Here is a 14,155-nt window from a genome sequence, read left to right as displayed (position 1 = left end):
CCCCCGGCTTCCTCCCCAATGACGCGAGGGGAGAAACCGGGAGGCCCAGTTGCCCGACATTTATTGGGAAGACCTTGTGGAGGGCGACGTAAAGACGTCCGCCCCCACCATCGTCACCCGCGACGAAATTCTTGAATTCGCGCGGGAATATGACCCGCAGCCCATGCATCTGGATGACGCCGCCGGCAAGGCCTCCATGCTGGGCGGGCTGGCCGCCTCCGGCTGGCACACCTGCGCCATCATGATGCGCCTCCTCTTCGACAGCTTCCTGAGCCGCGCCGCCGGGCTCGGCTCGCCGGGCATCGAGGAGACGCGCTGGAGGGAACCGGTGTTCCCGGACGATGAATTACGCCTGCGCCGCACCGTCCTGGAAAGCCGCACCTCCAAGAGCCGCCCCGACATGGGGCTCGTGACCTTCAAGCTGGAACTGGTGAAGGCCAAGGGCGCGGTCGCCTGCGAGCAGACCTGCGTGATCCTGTTCGCCCGCCGCAACCCGGGAGCGCGCCTCGCATGAAGTTCCTCGACGAGATCGAAATCGGCGAACGGGAGGTGCTGGGCTCCTATCGCTTCGAACAGGACGACATCATCGCGTTCGCCCGCAAATATGACCCCCAGCCCTTCCACCTGGACCCGGAAGCGGCCAAGCGCACCCATTTCGGCGCGCTGGTGGCCTCCGGCTGGCAGACGGCGGCGGTGTGGATGAAGCTGTTCGTCGCCTTCAATGAGCGCCATGTGGCGGAGCGCATCGCCAATGGCCTGCCCGTACCGGAGCTCGGTCCCTCCCCCGGCTTCCGCAAGATGCGGTGGCTGAGGCCGGTCTATGCAGGCGATACCCTGACCTATGCCACCGAGGCCCGCAGCAAGGCCAATTCCAAGTCCCGTCCCCAGTTCGGCATGCTCTCCGCCTATAACAGCGCCACCAACCAGGATGGCACGCTGGTGTTCGATTTCGAGAGCATGGTCTTCCTCCAGCGTCAGCCCGCTTGACCCTTGGGGCAGGCCACCCGCGCGGCGGGTCGCCTGCCCTGCTTGCCGCCGGGGGACATGACTGCTAAGAGCGCCCGTCCGCGCATGGGCGCGGGCATTCCTTGGAATTTACAGACAGGACGGTCATCATGGCGATCGAGCGCACCTTCTCGATCATCAAACCCGACGCGACGCGTCGCAATCTTACCGGCGCGATCAATGCGGTGATCGAAAAGGCCGGCCTCCGGATCGTGGCGCAGAAGCGCGTGCTGATGACGCAGGCCCAGGCCGAGACCTTCTACGGCGTGCATCGCGAGCGTCCCTTCTTCAAGGATCTCGTGTCCTTCATGACCTCCGGCCCGGTGGTGGTGCAGGTTCTCGAGGGTGAGGACGCAGTCGCCAAGTATCGCGAAGTGATGGGCGCCACCAACCCGGCCAACGCGGCCGAGGGCACCATCCGCAAGCTGTTCGCGGAATCCATTGAGGCCAATTCGGCCCACGGCTCCGACAGCGTCGAGAATGCCCAGGTGGAGATCGCTCAGTTCTTCGCCGGCAACGAGATCGTCGGCTGATCCTTCCCTTAGGAAAGGTCAGGCCCGGCTCGCCTTGCGGGCAGGGCCAACGGCAGGTCAGAGCCCGCGCCCCGGCCGCGAAAGCGATGCGGGGCGCGGGTTCTCTTCTCATTTCAGGTGGTCCAAAGGGCGGGTGCGGAGGCTGGGGCCGTGCGTCGTCCGATGCGATCCCAGGACGGCCATAGCGAGGAGACCGTCCGTTTCCTCAACGTGCGGCAAGATCTGGCGGGCTCGAATTCTCGCCTTGGATGCACCGCATCATCTTTTTACTTGGCGTCCTGACCGGTTTTGGTTGAGACCCCGCTGCGCCTCGATTAGCCTCCCGCTTGGGCATGCATAATACGGCGCACCAGACGCACACGCCCTCAGGACACGCGCATAGGGAACGGGGAACGATGTCGATTGACTCACCGGCGCTTTGGCTCGCGCTGCTTCAGATCATCTGGATCAACATTCTGCTGTCGGGCGACAATGCCGTGGTCATCGCCATGGCCTGCCGCCAGCTTCCGGACCGCGCCCGCAAATGGGGCATCGTCATGGGGGCGGGCGTCGCCGTGGGGCTGCGCATCCTTTTTACCGGCATCGTGGCCACCCTCCTGGCCTTGCCGTGGCTGAAGCTGGTGGGCTCCCTCGCCCTCATGTGGATTGCCGTGGACCTCGCCCTGCCCGGCGAGGACGGCGATGACCATGTCCAGGCCAGCGACAACCTCTGGAAGGCGGTCGGCACCGTGGCGGTGGCGGACATCGTCATGAGCCTCGACAATGTGGTGGCGGTGGCCGCTGTCGCCAATGGCAACTGGCTGCTGCTGATCCTCGGCCTCGCCATTTCCATTCCGCTGATCGTGGCCGGCAGTTCGCTGGTGATGGCGATCCTGGATCGCTTCCCCCTGCTGGTCTGGGCGGGCGCGGCACTCCTCGGCTGGGTGGCGGGCGAAATGCTCGTGACCGACGCTGCGGTCGTGGATCTGATGGGCGGCCTGGAGAAGGCCGAGCATTGGGCCCATCCGGCCGCTGCCATTGCCGCCGTGCTGGTGGTGGGGACCTCCTATGCCCTCGGCCGGCTGCGCAAGGCCAAGGCGGAGCAGGCCTAGCGCCTGCGACGTGGAAAGGGGCGTCAGCGCCCCTTTTTCTTTACCCCCAAAGTTCCCTAAGGTAATCTCGTAGCGGAAGATAAAGAGTTACCTTACGTTATCACGGAAACATCCTGAGGTCGTCGACACGCCCCGTCCCTGGCGGGAGCCACGTCACACGAGGACATAGCATGGACTTCAGTTCACCCACCTTCTGGCTTTCCCTGCTCCAGATCATCTGGATCGACCTTCTGCTCTCCGGCGACAATGCGGTGGTCATCGCGCTCGCCTGCCGCTCCCTGCCCGCGAAGCAACGGCGGTGGGGCATCCTGCTCGGCGCCGGCGCGGCGGTTGGCCTGCGCATCATCTTTGCCCTCGTGGTCTCCTACCTGCTGGGCGTCCCCTTCCTGAAGGTGGTCGGCGGCCTGCTGCTGCTGTGGATTGCCGTCAAGCTGGTGACCGACAGCGAGGGCGATGCCCATGAAGTGGAAGCCTCCGACAGCCTGTGGAAGGCGGTGCGCACCATCGCCATCGCCGACGCCGTCATGAGCCTCGACAATGTGGTGGCCATCGCTGCGGCCTCGCGCGGCCATCCCGAGCTCTTCATCTTCGGCCTTCTGCTGACCATCCCGCTGATCATCGCCGGCTCGCAGTTGGTGATGGCCCTCCTCACCCGCTTCCCCATCCTGGTGTGGGCGGGCGCGGCGCTGCTCGGCTGGATTGCCGGCGAGATGCTGGTGTCGGACGTGATGTCCCTGCAGTGGCTCCAGGGCTTCGACCCGACCTGGGTCAAGGCGGATGCCGAGGCGCCCACGGGCGTCAAGCCGGCCGACCTGCCCCACTACCTGGCGAGCACCATCGGCGCCATCGTGGTGGTGACCATCGGCTATGTGCTGCGGTCTCGCCACAGGGCGCAGGCCGCCTGATCTGGCGGCCCGACATCCCCGCGCCGGACCGGCGCGGTGATGCTATAAAGGCGCGAAGGAGTTGCTTCGCGCATGACGTCCCACGTTCCCCCCGGCGCGGTCTCCGGCCGCGCCCTCCGCCCCTCCGTCTGCCCCCACGATTGCCCCTCCACCTGCGCCCTTGAGGTGGAGGTTCTGGAGGATGGCCGCATCGGCCGCGTGCGCGGGGCCGCCGACAACACCTACACGGCGGGGGTCATCTGCGCGAAAGTCGCCCGCTATGCGGAGCGCGCCCATCATCCCGACCGCCTGCTCACCCCGCTGCGCCGCACCGGGCCGAAGGGGTCCGGCCAGTTCACCCCCATCTCCTGGGACGAAGCGCTCGACCGTGTGGCAGAGGGTCTCCTGGCCGCGGAGCGGGCGTTCGGCGCCCAGTCCGTGTGGCCCTATTTCTATGCGGGCACCATGGGCCTGGTGATGCGCGACGGCATCAACCGCCTCACCCACGCCAAGGGCTATTCCCGCTTCTTCTCCAGCATCTGCGTGAACCCGGCCTGGAGCGGCTACATGGCCGGCACCGGCCGGCTCGCGGGCGCCGACCCGCGGGAGATCGGCCGGTCCGACCTGGTGGTGATCTGGGGCACCAATGCGGTGGCGACCCAGGTGAATGTGATGACCCACGCCGTGCGCGCCCGCAAGGAGCGCGGCGCCAAGGTGGCCGTGGTGGATGTCTATCGCACCGCCACCATGGAGCAGGCGGACATCCCCCTTCTGCTGCGTCCCGGCACGGACGGGGCCCTGGCGTGCGCGGTCATGCACATCCTGTTCCGCGACGGGCACGCCGACCGCGCCTATCTCGCGCGCTATGCCCGGGACGCGCAGGCGCTGGAAGCGCACCTGAAGCCCCGCGACCCGGCCTGGGCCTCCGCCATCACCGGCCTTTCGGTGGAGGAGATCGAGGCCTTCGCCGCCCTGGTGGGGACGACGCCCCGCGCCTATTTCCGCATCGGCTATGGCCTCTCCCGCAGCCGCAACGGGGCGGTGAACATGCACGCCATCGCCTCCATCCCCGTGGTGAGCGGGGCGTGGCAGCATGAGGGCGGCGGCGCCTTCCATTCGAACACCGGCATTTATCGCCTGAAGAAGACGCTGATCGAGGGCCTCGACCGGCTCGACCCCGCCGTGCGGCAGCTCGACCAATCCCGCATCGGCGCCATCCTGGAGGGCGACCCGGAGGTGCTGTCCGGCGGCCCGCCGGTGAAGGCGCTGCTGATCCAGAACACCAATCCCATGAGCGTTGCCCCCGAGCAGGAGCGGGTGAAGCGCGGCTTTGCCCGCGACGACCTGTTCGTGGCGGTGCACGAGCATTTCCTCACCGAGACCGCCCGACAGGCGGACATCGTGCTGCCCGCCACCATGTTCACCGAGCACGACGATCTCTACCAGAGCGGCGGCCACCAGCACCTGCTGCTCGGCCCCAAGCTCGTGGAGCCGCCGGGCGAATGCCGCTCCAACCACGATGTCATCGCGGCTCTGGCCGACCGTCTCGGCGCCGAGCACCCCGGCTTTGCCATGACGCCGCGCGAGATCATCGACTGGACCTTGCGGGAATCCGGGCGCGGCGATCTCGATGGGCTGGAGGCGGCGCGCTTCATCGACGTGCAGCCGGATTTCGAGACCGCCCATTACCTCAAGGGCTTCGGCCATCGGGACGGGCGCTTCCACCTGAAGCCGGACTGGGCCAAGGTCCCCTTCCCTGCCCCCGGCCGCTTCGGCCCCCATGACCAGATGCCCGAACTGCCGGACCATTGGGCGGTGATCGAGGATGCGACCCCGGAACATCCCTTCCGTTTGGTCACAGCGCCGGCGCGCAATTTTCTCAACACCACCTTCAACCAGACCCCCACCTCCGTGAAGCGGGAGGGCGGGCCCAGCCTGCTCATTCATCCCGAGGATGCCGCCGCGCTCGGACTGTCCCAGGGCGACCGGGTGGAGGTGTCCAATCCGCGCGGCAGCGTGGAACTGGAGGCGCGCCTGTTCGACGGCCTGCGCCGGGGCGTTGTGGTGGCCGAGCAGATCCACCCCAATGGCGCCCATGCGGGCGGGCGGGGCATCAACACGCTGACCGGCGCGGATCCGGTGGCGCCGGTGGGCGGCGCCGCCTTCCACGACAATCGCGTGCGCCTGCGCAAGATCGAGGCGCAGGCGATCCCGGCGTGACCCGCCGGGACGCGGTCAGACTTCGGGAGAAATCAGCACCTGGCGGGGCGCCGTGACGCCGGCGAGGACGACCCGCTCGTCCTCCACACTCAGGCGGCCGCTGGCCAGCAGGGCGAGGCCGGCGGGATAGATGACGTGCTCCTGCTCCAGGACGCGCGCGGCGAGGCTGTCGGGCGTGTCGCCCGGCTGCACCGGCACCACCGCCTGGAGCACGATCGGGCCCTCGTCCATCTCGGCCCGCACCAGATGCACCGTGCAGCCATGGAAGCGCACGCCCGCCGCCAGTGCCCGCTCGTGGGTGTCGAGGCCCTTGAAGCTCGGCAGCAGGGAGGGATGCACGTTGATCATGCGGTCCCGCCAACGCTGCACCAGCCAGGGGGTGAGCAGGCGCATGAAGCCGGCGAGGCAGATGATCTCGATGCCCTCGATGCGCAGATGGGCGTCGAGCGCCGCATCGAAGGCGATGCGATCCTTGAAGTCCTTGTGGCTGAGCACCATGGTGTTGATGCCCGCCGCCGCCGCCACCTCAAGACCGGCCGCATCGGCGCGGTTGGACACAACGAGGCTGATCTCGGCTGGATAGTCCGGCGCCTGCGCCGCCTTCAGCAGCGCGGCCATGTTGGAGCCACGCCCGGAAATGAGGATGGCTGTGCGCTTCTTCTGCATCTTGTCTCCGGATCAGGCCTGAAGGCCCAGTTCCCCCTCATAGACCACGCGGGCATCGCCCTCGCCGGACACGATGGTGCCGAGCTCGAACACCGTTTCGCCCGCCGCCGTGAACGCGCTGGACACGCGCGCCACCGCCGCCTGGGGCACCACCACGGCCATGCCGATCCCGCAATTGAAGGCGCGCAGCATCTCCATGGGGTCGACGCCGCCGGTGGCCGCCAGCCACTTGAACACCGGCGGCAGTTCCAGCTTGGACAGGTCGATGCGGGCGATGGTGCGCTTGGGCAGCACGCGGGGGAGGTTCTCGGTGATGCCGCCGCCGGTGATGTGGGCCAGCGCCTTCACCGCGCCTGTGCCGCGCACCACATGCAGCACGCTCTTCACATAAAGTCGCGTGGGGGTGAGCAGCGCCGCGCCGAGCGTCTGGCCGGGCGCGAAGGGCGCCGGATCGCTCCAGGCCAGGCCCGAGCGCTCGGCGATGCGCCGCACCAGGGAATAGCCGTTGGAATGGACGCCGTCCGAGCCGAGGCCGAGGATCACGTCGCCCGGCGCCACGTCGGGACGGGGCAGGAGCGCGTTGCGCTCCACCGCACCAACGGCGAAGCCCGCCAGGTCATAGTCGCCATCGCGATACATGCCCGGCATTTCCGCCGTCTCGCCGCCGATGAGGGCGCAGCCCGATTCCCGGCAGGCGCGGGCGACGCCCGCCACGATCTGCGCGCCCACTTCCGGGGAGAGCCGGCCGGTGGCGAAATAGTCCAGGAACATCAGGGGCTCGGCGCCCTGCACCACCAGGTCGTTGACGCACATAGCCACCAGGTCGATACCGATGGTGTCGTGGCAGCCGGTCTCGATGGCGATCTTCAGCTTGGTGCCAACGCCGTCTGTGGTGGCAATGAGCAGGGGATCGGTGAAGCCGGCGCGGCGCAGGTCGAACACCCCGCCGAAGCCGCCGATGTCCGCGTCCGCGCCCGGACGGGCGGTCGCCTTCACAAGCGGCTTGATGAGATCCACGAGCCGGTTGCCGGCATCGATGTCGACGCCCGCGTCACGATAGTTGAGACCGTCCTGAGCCATGTCATCCTCGCACTGTCAGCGGGGATTAGCCGCGAACCGCACCGGAGGCAAGGCATGGCAGGGTTTCGCACCGCGCCGCCTGCCCTTTCTCATGCCTTTCAGAGCACCTGGGGCGTGCCCTCGACGCGCCGCGCCGGTGGCGAAAGGCCGGGCCGACAGCTCTCCACCAGCCGCGCGAACGCCTCCACATCACCGGTGAAGGGCAAAGTCCGGCGCCAGACGAGGCCGATGGTGCGGTAAGGCTGGGGATCGGGAAAGCGCAGAAGATGGACCCGGGGCACATGGCCGCCCTCGCTGGTCACATACATTTCCGGCAGAAGGGTCACGCCCTGCTGGTTGGCCACCAATTGCACCAGGGTGGACAGGCTGGTGGCGCCGAACCGGCGCAGGCGCCGCTGGTCCATGGTGCCGCACACCTGCAGCGCCTGGTCGCGGAAGCAGTGGCCGTCCTCCAGCAGGAGCAGGTCCTCAGGGGGAAGCTGGTCGGGGGAGGCCAGGCCACTCAAGGGTCGCGCCCCGGCCTCGGGCACGGCGAGGAGAAAGGCATCGTCGAACAAAGCAAGGCTCGCGAGGGCCGGATCCTCCACCGGCAGGGACAGGATCACGAGGTCGAGGCTGCCGGTGGACAATTCCGCCAGCAATTGCTCCGTCTGCGTCTCTCGCAGCGCCAGCTCCAGGCCCGGATAGAGGCGCCCCACCTCGGGCAGGAGGCGCGGCAGCAGATAGGGCGCCACCGAGGGGATAACGCCCAGCCGCAGCCGGCCTTCCAGGAGGCGCCCACGCGCGCGGACCGAGCGCTCCAGATCGGCCAGTGAAGCCAGCACCCCGCGGGCCCGTTCGGCCGCCTCCTCTCCCGCCGCCGTCAGGCGCACGCCTGTGCGGCCGCGCTCCACAAGCTCGACCCCCAGATAGGCCTCCATCTCCCGGATCTGCATGGACAAGGCGGGCTGGGTGACGGCGCATTCCTCGGCGGCGCGGCCGAAATGCAGGTGCCGCGCGAGGGTCTCGAAATAGCGGAGCTGACGGGTGGAGAGCATGCGATAAATAAATCTTATCGTAGAACGCATGTAAACTGATTTGTGCTGATGCCCGTCCGGGGCCACAGTGCCCCCCGAAACGGAACTCTGCCGCCCGCCGGGTGGCGAGAAAGGGGACGTCCAATGACCAAGCCGACTTTGACCACCACGGCCGGCGCACCTGTCGGCGACAACCAGAATTCCTTGACCGCGGGTGCCCGCGGCCCGGTTCTGCTGCAGGACTACCAGCTGGTGGAAAAGCTCGCGCACCAGAACCGCGAGCGCATCCCCGAGCGCGTGGTGCACGCCAAGGGCTGGGGCGCCCATGGCACCCTCACCATCACCAACGACATTTCCCGCTACACCAAGGCGAAGCTGTTCTCGCAGGTGGGCAAGAAGACCGACATGATCCTGCGCTTCTCCACCGTCGCCGGTGAGCTGGGCGCGGCGGATGCCGAGCGCGACGTGCGCGGCTTTGCGCTGAAATTCTACACCGAGGAAGGCAATTGGGATCTGGTTGGCAACAACACCCCCGTCTTCTTCGTGCGTGATCCCTACAAGTTCCCCGACTTCATCCACACGCAGAAGCGCCACCCCAAGACCAACCTGCGCTCCCCCACCGCCATGTGGGATTTCTGGTCGCTCTCGCCCGAGAGCCTGCACCAGGTGACCATCCTGTTCTCCGACCGGGGCCTGCCCACCGACGTGCGGCACATGAACGGCTACGGCTCGCACACCTTCTCCTTCATCAATGCGGAGGGTGAGCGCTTCTGGGTGAAGTTCCACTTCAAGACCCTGCAGGGCCATCGCCACTGGACCAATGCGGAAGCCGCCGAGGTGGTGGGCCGCACCCGCGAATCCACCCAGGAAGACCTGTTCTCCTCCATCGAGAAGGGCGACTTCCCCAAGTGGAAGATGCAGGTCCAGATCATGCCGGAGACGGATGCGGAGAAGACCTCCTACAATCCGTTCGACCTCACCAAGGTGTGGCCGCACGGCGAGTATCCGCCGATCGACGTGGGCATCCTGGAGCTGAACCGGAACCCGGAAAACTACTTCAACGAGATCGAGCAGCTCGCCTTCTCGCCCTCCAACATCATCCCCGGGATCGGTTTCTCGCCGGACAAGATGCTCCAGGGCCGCATCTTCTCCTATGCGGACGCCCACCGCTATCGCCTCGGCACCCATTACGAGCACCTGCCGGTGAACGCCGCCCGCTGCCCCGTCCACCATTACCACAAGGACGGTGCCATGCGGTTCTTCCCGCAGATGACGGGCAATACGGACGCCTATTACGAGCCCAACTCGTTCAACGGCGCCGCTGAGAACCCCGCTTACCTGGAGCCCCCGCTCAAGATCTCCGGCGACGCGGAGCGCTACAGCCACCGCGTGGGCAATGACGATTATTCCCAGCCCCGCGCTTTGTTCGAGCTGTTCGATGCCGGCCAGCGCCAGCGCCTGTTCCAGAACCTGGCGGAAGCCATGTTCGGAGTTCCGGACTTCATCATCGAGCGCCAGCTCGGCCATTTCGAGAAGGTCCATCCCGAATATGGCGCGGGGGTGCGCGCCGCTTTGGCCGAGATGACCCGGGCCAAGGCCTCCGAGACCGCCCAGCAGCAGAAGATGCCGCAAGGCACCCAGGCCGCCGAGTGAACCATCGCCGCACACGATGAAGGAACGGGCGCGCCACGGCGCGCCCGTTTCGCATCAAGCCGGGAAAGACGTTTTATTACAAAATATTATCTATCTGAACCTTGGCCTTGGTGCTTATAACGCCCTCCTCTGCGGAGGAAGCCATGTTCCATCGCCCTGTGCTCAAAGCCGTCATCCTGCTCGCCGCCACGGGATACCCCCTCGGTGCATACGCACAAGGCAGCGCGCCGCCCGCGGTGCAGGCCGCGACGACAGCCAAGACAACAGCCAAGACGACCAAGCCGGCCTGGCCGCGCAGCATGAAGGTGGGGGCGAATACGCTCCAGCTCTATCCCCCGAGCATCGACGCGTCCAAGGACGACCGGGTTTCCGGCACCATGGCCTTTGCCCTTGGGCCGACGTCGGGGGCGCCCCTCTACGGACGCGCCACCTTCTCCGCCCACGCCCGCAGGGATGACGCGAGCGGCACGGTGACTCTGTCGCGCATCCGCATTGCCTCCGTCGACATTCCGCTGGCCCCGGACCAGGCCGAATCCGTGCGGCGCGCGGTGGACCGGAACCTGCGCGAACGCGGGGTCCGGCTCCCGGCGTCCCTGGTGGCGGCAGACCTTGCTCGCGCCAGCGCCCCGCCGCCAGAAGTCAGCACGATGCCACCCACCATCGTCTTCGCGCAGAGCCCGACCATCCTGGTGCCGCTGGCGGGGGCCCCGGACTGGAGCACTGTCCCGGACACCGCGGGTTTTCAGCGCGCCATCAACACCCAGCCGCTTTTGCTGAAGGATGTGGACCAGGTCCTTCACCTCCAGGCTGGCGGCTCCTGGTACGAGGCGACCGCCCTCACGGGCCCCTGGATTCCCACGGCCGAGGTGCCGCCTGACGTCGTTTCCGCCGCCCGTTCGGCGCAGGCGCAGCAGCCCGCCGATCCGCTCCTGCCGGCATCGGGCCAGCCGCCCGCCTCACCGCCGGCCATCCTGGTGGCGACCGACCCGACCGAGCTGATCCAGACGGACGGACCGCCAAAGACCGGGCCGGTCTCCGGCACGCGGCTGACCACCTGGGACAATGCGGACCACGCGGTCTTCAGCGCCCCCGACACCGGCGCACTCTATGTGCTGATCTCCGGCCGCTGGTTCACGGCTCCCTCCGAGCGCGGCCCCTGGGCCTACGTGCCGCCTGACGCTCTTCCCGCGGATTTCGCCCGCATCTCGCCCACCGACCCCAAGGCAAACGTACTGATCTCGGTGGCAGGCACCCCGCAAGCGCGAAATGCCGCCATCGCCGCCACCTTGCCGCAGACGGCGACGGTGCCGCTGACCGCGTCCACGACCGTGAGCTATGAGGGCGCGCCGCACTTCCTGCCCATTGCCGGCACGGAGCTGGCCTATGCGCAGAATACCGCGAGCCCGGTCATCCGGGTCGCGCCCGACGCGCTCTACACGGTCTCCAACGGCGTGTGGTTCATGGCCGGGGCACCTGAGGGGCCGTGGCGGGTCGCCACCCGCGTGCCCGACGCCATCTATGCCATCCCGGCCGCTTCCCCGGTCCATTATGTCACCGGCGTGAGGGTCTACGGCACCGGCGGCGGCAGCGTCCTGACGGGCTATACGCCGACCTATATGGGCGTGCTGCCCGGGCCGGGCGGCACCCTCGTCTACGGCTCCGGCTATGCCACGCCCGGCTATGCGGGCGCACGCTGGATCGCGCCACCCGTCACCTATGGCGTCGGTGCGGGCTTTGCTCTCGGCCCGCGTGGCTTCGGCTACGGCTTTTCCCCCGGCTGGTCTTGGGGCGCCGGACCGGCGCCGGCATGGGGACCCTATGCAGGCGCCACTCCCTATGGCCGGGGGTGGGGCTTTGCCGATGTGGGGGCCGCCAACATCTATGGCCGCTGGGGCGAGGGCATCGCGGTTGGCGGCGGCTGGGGCGGCGTCGGCATCGGCGTCTCGGCCTGGTCCCATGGTGCCTGGGGCGGGGTGGGAATAGGCTTCGGTGGCGCCGGTTTCGGCTTCGGCTTCGGCGGATTCAGCGCCTATGGTGGTCGGTACATGTCCGAGAACGTGAACGTTCACGTGAACTCGACCACCATCAACAACACCACCATCAACAACAACCACACCACCATCAACAATAACGGGCCAGACCGGCCCAGCCCGGGCAGCCCGTCAAATCCCGATCGCAGCGGCCCTGGACACCAAGGCCCCGATGGAAACCGAGGCTCCGTCGGCCCGAATGGCAGGCCCAATCCCAATCAGGGACCAGGACCGGCACGGCCCGAGCAGGGCGGAAGCCAGGGCCGGCCAGCTACGCCGCAAGGACCGGGGCCCGCGCGGCCCCCGCAGGGCGGCACGTCCGGGCAGCCCGATACCCATCAGGGACCAGGGCCGGCACGGCCCGAGCAGGGCGGAAGCCAGGGCCGGCCAGCTACGCCGCAAGGACCGGGGCCCGCACGCGCCCCGCAGGGCGGCACGTCCGGCCAGCCCGATACCCATCAGGGACCAGGGCCGGCACGACCCGAACAGGGCGGAAACCAGGGCCGGCCAGCGACACCGCAAGGGCCGGGACCCGCACGCGCTCCGCAGGGCGGCACGTCCGGCCAGCCCGATACCCATCAGGGACCAGGACCGGCGCGACCCGAACAGGGCGGAAACCAGGGCCGGCCAGCGACACCGCAAGGACCGGGGCCCGCACGCGCGCCGCAGGGCGGCACGTCCGGCCAGCCCGATACCCATCAGGGACCAGGGCCAGCACGACCCGAGCAGGGCGGAAGCCAGGGCCGGCCAGCGACACCGCAAGGACCGGGGCCCGCGCGTCCCCCGCAGGGTGGCACGTCCGGCCAGCCAGACACCCACCAGGGACCAGGGCCAGCACGACCCGAACAGGGCGGAAACCAGGGGCGGCCCGCGACACCGCAAGGACCTGGACCCGCACGCCCCCCGCAGGGCGGCACGTCCGGCCAGCCCGACACCCACCAGGGACCAGGGCCGGCACGACCCGAGCAGGGCGGAAGCCAGGGCCGGCCCGCGACACCCCAAGGGCCGGGACCCGCACGCGCCCCGCAGGGCGGCACGTCCGGTCAGCCCGACACCCACCAGGGGCCGGGGCCGGCCGAGCCGAACAAGGGCGGAAGCCAAGGTCAGTCCTCGACACCCCAAGGGCCGGGACCCGCACGCGCCCCGCAGGGCGGCACGTCCGGCCAGCCCGACACCCACCAGGGACCGGGGCCGGCCGAGCCGAACAAGGGCGGAAGCCAGGGGCGGCCCGCGACACCGCAAGGACCGGGGCCCGCACGCGCGCCGCAGGGCGGCACGTCCGGCCAGCCCGACACCCACCAGGGACCGGGGCCGGCCGAGCCGAACAAGGGCGAAAGCTCCAGCAAGTCCGAGGCCTCGCAAGGGCTGGGGCCAGCCGAGCAGAAATCGGACCCCTCCCGCGGCAACACACCCGGTGACCTGGGTCCCCAGACCTCCACCGGAAGCAAGGAGAGCGGAACGCCGGCGCGCCCGACGCCCCGCGAAGGCACCAGCACGTCGGATGACGCTGCCCGCAGCAACCGCTCCGATGATCGTCCGACGGATGCCGCCGCCAGCCCGGATCGAGACAAGACCCGGGACGATACCGGCCGTCAGGAGGATCGCTCTGCCACAGACGGGCGGCGGGACGAGGACGGCCATGACCGCGCCGATACGGGCCGGGACGACAAAGACCGTGCCGACCGGGATCGCAGCGACCGGGACCGAAGCGATAGGGACCGAAGTGACCGGGACCGGGACGATCGGGATCGGGATAACCGGGACCATTCGGCGGACCACGGTGATCGCGATCACGGGGATCACCGCGGGGGAGATCATCGCGATCACTCCTCCCACCACAAGGGCGGGGATCATCATGGCGGCGGAGGACATGATCGCCGCTGACCCCGCGTGCCCCCACAGGGGACACCATCAAGCCGGTGGCGCGCCAGAAAACGTGATCGCCTCAAATCCGGCCGCCGGCCATCATGGCGCCTG

The 14,155-nt window shown here is 68.5% G+C and carries 11 protein-coding genes; 8 read left to right on the top strand and 3 right to left on the bottom strand.

Features of this window, described 5'->3' with window-relative positions; genetic code table 11:
• The first annotated feature begins 49 nt into the window (after window positions 1–49).
• The 6 genes from PV781_RS12025 to PV781_RS12000 all read left to right on the top strand — a co-directional run bounded on the left by PV781_RS12025 (window position 50) and on the right by PV781_RS12000 (window position 5,733).
• The gene (locus PV781_RS12025; RefSeq protein ID WP_425532393.1) at window positions 50–514 is read left to right on the top strand and encodes a MaoC family dehydratase; all 465 of its coding nucleotides are present in this window, start codon (window positions 50–52) and stop codon (window positions 512–514) included.
• Window positions 511–987 carry a MaoC family dehydratase gene (locus PV781_RS12020; protein WP_274775868.1) on the top strand — a complete coding sequence of 159 codons (477 nt, stop codon included), beginning with the start codon at window positions 511–513 and terminating at the stop codon, window positions 985–987. Before PV781_RS12025 ends, PV781_RS12020 begins: the two co-directional genes overlap by 4 nt.
• A 128-nt stretch (window positions 988–1,115) precedes the next feature.
• Window positions 1,116–1,538, top strand: a complete 423-nt coding sequence (gene ndk, locus PV781_RS12015; RefSeq protein ID WP_209099085.1) for a nucleoside-diphosphate kinase — start codon at window positions 1,116–1,118, stop codon at window positions 1,536–1,538.
• Window positions 1,539–1,933: 395 nt separating this feature from the next.
• Complete coding sequence (locus PV781_RS12010) at window positions 1,934–2,629, top strand: TerC family protein (RefSeq protein WP_274775867.1); 696 nt, start codon at window positions 1,934–1,936, stop codon at window positions 2,627–2,629.
• A gap of 170 nt (window positions 2,630–2,799) precedes the next feature.
• Window positions 2,800–3,534 carry a TerC family protein gene (locus PV781_RS12005; RefSeq protein WP_209099083.1) on the top strand — a complete coding sequence of 245 codons (735 nt, stop codon included), beginning with the start codon at window positions 2,800–2,802 and terminating at the stop codon, window positions 3,532–3,534.
• A gap of 72 nt (window positions 3,535–3,606) precedes the next feature.
• Entirely contained in the window at window positions 3,607–5,733 is a 2,127-nt protein-coding gene (locus PV781_RS12000) for a molybdopterin-containing oxidoreductase family protein (RefSeq protein WP_274775866.1), read from the top strand.
• Between the two features lie 15 nt (window positions 5,734–5,748).
• Here PV781_RS12000 and purN read toward each other — a convergent pair whose 3' ends face one another.
• From purN to PV781_RS11985, 3 genes are all read right to left on the bottom strand, one after another.
• A complete protein-coding gene (gene purN / locus PV781_RS11995) occupies window positions 5,749–6,399 on the bottom strand; it encodes a phosphoribosylglycinamide formyltransferase (protein WP_274775865.1) in 651 nt (216 codons plus the stop codon).
• Window positions 6,400–6,411: 12 nt separating this feature from the next.
• The gene (gene purM, locus PV781_RS11990; protein ID WP_274775864.1) at window positions 6,412–7,479 is read right to left on the bottom strand and encodes a phosphoribosylformylglycinamidine cyclo-ligase; all 1,068 of its coding nucleotides are present in this window, start codon (window positions 7,477–7,479) and stop codon (window positions 6,412–6,414) included.
• 98 nt (window positions 7,480–7,577) lie between these two features.
• Complete coding sequence (locus PV781_RS11985) at window positions 7,578–8,516, bottom strand: hydrogen peroxide-inducible genes activator (RefSeq protein ID WP_274775863.1); 939 nt, start codon at window positions 8,514–8,516, stop codon at window positions 7,578–7,580.
• Between the two features lie 123 nt (window positions 8,517–8,639).
• Here PV781_RS11985 and PV781_RS11980 point away from each other — a divergent pair, with 123 nt between their 5' ends.
• A complete protein-coding gene (locus PV781_RS11980) occupies window positions 8,640–10,148 on the top strand; it encodes a catalase (protein ID WP_274775862.1) in 1,509 nt (502 codons plus the stop codon).
• 143 nt (window positions 10,149–10,291) lie between these two features.
• Window positions 10,292–14,062, top strand: coding sequence for a hypothetical protein (locus PV781_RS11975; protein ID WP_274775861.1), 3,771 nt, complete (start codon window positions 10,292–10,294; stop codon window positions 14,060–14,062).
• Window positions 14,063–14,155 lie beyond the last annotated feature (93 nt).

It is taken from the genome of Aquabacter sediminis (assembly GCF_028863665.1).
Taxonomy (GTDB): domain Bacteria; phylum Pseudomonadota; class Alphaproteobacteria; order Rhizobiales; family Xanthobacteraceae; genus L1I39.
The sequence above is the reverse complement of the archived record's forward strand: the minus strand, read 5'-3'. Positions and strand labels throughout refer to the sequence as shown.

Coding starts and splice junctions, on each gene's coding strand:
- PV781_RS12000 (WP_274775866.1), top strand. CDS start 3,607: ATGACGTCCCACGTTCCCCCCGGCGCGGTCTCCGGCCGCGCCCTCCGC.
- ndk (WP_209099085.1), top strand. CDS start 1,116: ATGGCGATCGAGCGCACCTTCTCGATCATCAAACCCGACGCGACGCGT.
- PV781_RS11980 (WP_274775862.1), top strand. CDS start 8,640: ATGACCAAGCCGACTTTGACCACCACGGCCGGCGCACCTGTCGGCGAC.
- PV781_RS12005 (WP_209099083.1), top strand. CDS start 2,800: ATGGACTTCAGTTCACCCACCTTCTGGCTTTCCCTGCTCCAGATCATC.
- PV781_RS11975 (WP_274775861.1), top strand. CDS start 10,292: ATGTTCCATCGCCCTGTGCTCAAAGCCGTCATCCTGCTCGCCGCCACG.
- purM (WP_274775864.1), bottom strand. CDS start 7,479: ATGGCTCAGGACGGTCTCAACTATCGTGACGCGGGCGTCGACATCGAT.
- PV781_RS12010 (WP_274775867.1), top strand. CDS start 1,934: ATGTCGATTGACTCACCGGCGCTTTGGCTCGCGCTGCTTCAGATCATC.
- PV781_RS11985 (WP_274775863.1), bottom strand. CDS start 8,516: ATGCTCTCCACCCGTCAGCTCCGCTATTTCGAGACCCTCGCGCGGCAC.
- purN (WP_274775865.1), bottom strand. CDS start 6,399: ATGCAGAAGAAGCGCACAGCCATCCTCATTTCCGGGCGTGGCTCCAAC.
- PV781_RS12020 (WP_274775868.1), top strand. CDS start 511: ATGAAGTTCCTCGACGAGATCGAAATCGGCGAACGGGAGGTGCTGGGC.